At 70.3% G+C, this 2,341-nt stretch carries 2 protein-coding genes; one reads left to right on the forward strand and one right to left on the reverse strand.

Annotation, left to right across the window (positions count from 1 at the left end):
- Nucleotides 1–42: 42 nt before the first annotated feature.
- Nucleotides 43–2,208: a 1,4-alpha-glucan branching protein GlgB gene (gene glgB, locus G6022_RS09885; RefSeq protein WP_182638528.1), complete on the forward strand. Its 2,166-nt coding sequence runs from the start codon at nucleotides 43–45 to the stop codon at nucleotides 2,206–2,208.
- A 20-nt stretch (nucleotides 2,209–2,228) separates the two neighbouring features.
- On the opposite strand, the gene G6022_RS09890 is transcribed toward glgB, so the two are convergent.
- The coding region (locus G6022_RS09890) for a tetratricopeptide repeat protein (protein ID WP_182691471.1) at nucleotides 2,229–2,341 on the reverse strand (113 nt) is incomplete at its 5' end.

Below are 2,341 nucleotides of genomic sequence, written 5' to 3' on the forward strand. Positions count from 1 at the left end.
CGGTCCCCGGCGCCGGCAGCCCCCGACGCGCCGTCGGGCGGGATCCCCCGCGAGGAGCTCGACGCGCTCCGCTCCGGCACCCACCGCGACCCGCACTCGGTCTACGGCGCCCACCCGACCGGGTCCGGTTCGGTCGTGCGGACCATGCAGCCCGGTGCCACCTCGGTGGAGATCGTGCTCGGGACGCGCACGGTGCCCATGGAACCGCTCGGCGACGGCATGTTCGGGGCGGGGTTGCCCGAGCGGGACGTCCCCGACTACCGGTTCCGGGTGACCTACCCGGACGGGCACACGCGGATCGTGGCCGACGGGTACCGCTTCCTGCCCACTCTCGGCGAGATGGATCTCCACCTGATCAACGAGGGTCGGCACGAGCGGCTGTGGACCGTCCTCGGTGCGCACGTCCGCACGTACGACACCCCCGGGGGGCCCCTCACCGGGACGTCCTTCGCCGTCTGGGCCCCGAACGCCCGGGGCATCAGCGTGGTGGGCGACTTCTGCGGGTGGAACCCGATCGCCCTGCCCATGCGTGCGATCGGCGCCTCGGGAGTGTGGGAACTGTTCGTACCTGACGTGATCGACGACGCCGTCTACAAGTACTGCGTCCGCGGCGCCGACGGCCGGACCGTCGACCACGCCGATCCGCTCGCGGTGGCCACCGAGGTGCCCCCCGCCACCGGATCCAGGGTGTTCACGTCCGGCCACGAGTGGAACGACGACGAGTGGGTCGCCGGCCGGGCGACGCGCGACCACTCGCGCTCCCCGATGACGGTCCTCGAGGTCCACGTGGGCTCCTGGAGACCGGGACTCGGCTACCGCGAGTTCGCCCACCAGTTGGCCGACCACGTGACCGAGACCGGCTTCACCCATGTCGAGCTGATGCCCGTCGCCGAGCATCCCTTCGGCGGGTCATGGGGCTACCAGGTGTCCTCCTACTACGCCCCCACCAGTCGTTTCGGCACCCCGGACGACCTGCGCTATGTGGTCGACCACCTGCACTCGCGCGGCATCGGCGTGCTGGTGGACTGGGTGCCCGCGCACTTCCCCAAGGACGAGTGGTCCCTCGGCCGCTTCGACGGGACCCCGCTGTACGAGCACGCGGACCCCCGTCGCGGTGAGCAGCCCGACTGGGGCACCTACGTGTTCGACTTCGGTCGTCACGAGGTCCGCAACTTCCTGGTGGCCAACGCCCTGTACTGGGCGGAGGAGTTCCACGTCGACGGCCTGCGCGTGGACGCCGTCGCCTCGATGCTCTACCTGGACTACTCGCGGAACGAGGGCGAGTGGACCCCCAACCGCTACGGCGGTAGAGAGAACCTCGAGGCCATCTCGTTCCTGCAGGAGGTCAACGCCACCGTGCGCCGGGAGCACCCCGGATTCCTCATGATCGCCGAGGAGTCGACCTCCTGGGGCGGCGTCACCGCGCCCACGGACACCGGCGGTCTCGGGTTCTCCATGAAGTGGAACATGGGGTGGATGAACGACACGCTGCGCTATGTGGGGCTCGACCCCGTCTACCGGGGACACCACCACGGCGAGGTCACCTTCTCCTTGATGTACGCCTGGAGCGAGCGGTTCGTCCTCCCGCTCAGCCACGACGAGGTGGTCCACGGCAAGGGATCGATGTGGCAGCGCATGCCGGGGTCCTCGTGGGACCGCGCGGCCGGGTTGCGTGGACTCTACGCCTACATGTGGGCGCACCCCGGGAAGAAGCTCATCTTCCAGGGGATGGAGTTCGGTCAGGTCGGCGAGTGGAACGACGAACAGGGCGTCACCTGGGAGAACCTCGAGGGCTGGGAGGGCGAGTACCACCGCGGCATCCTCGCCTCGGTCCGGGACATGAACGCACGCTACGCGGAGAACCCCGGGCTGTGGACGCTCGACGACGACCCGTCGGGGTTCTCGTGGATCGACGCCAACGACTCGGAGAACAACGCGCTGTCGTTCCTGCGTACCGATCACGCGGGCAACACGATCGCCTGCGTGGTGAACTTCTCGGGCCGCACCCTGGACGACTACCGGATCGGTCTGCCCGAGGCCGGGTACTGGGAGGAGATCCTCAACACCGACGCCACGGCCTACGAGGGGTCGGGAACCGGCAACCTGGGCGGGGTCAACGCGGAGGAGCGGCACCACCACGGCCGCACCCATTCCGCGGGCATCACCGTCGGCCCCCGCGCCGCGGTGTGGCTGCGGCACACGCCCTGACGTCGGGCGGCACCCGGGCCTCAGTACAACGCGTTGGCGAGGTTCCGACGGGCGGCCAGCACCCGCGGGTCGTCCGTCGGGAGCGCCTCGAGGAGATCGACCAGCCGGGCCCGCAGCGTCGCGCGGTCGTCGC

It is taken from the genome of Dietzia sp. Cai40 (assembly GCF_014145165.1).
GTDB classification, from domain to species: Bacteria; Actinomycetota; Actinomycetes; order Mycobacteriales; family Mycobacteriaceae; genus Dietzia; species Dietzia natronolimnaea.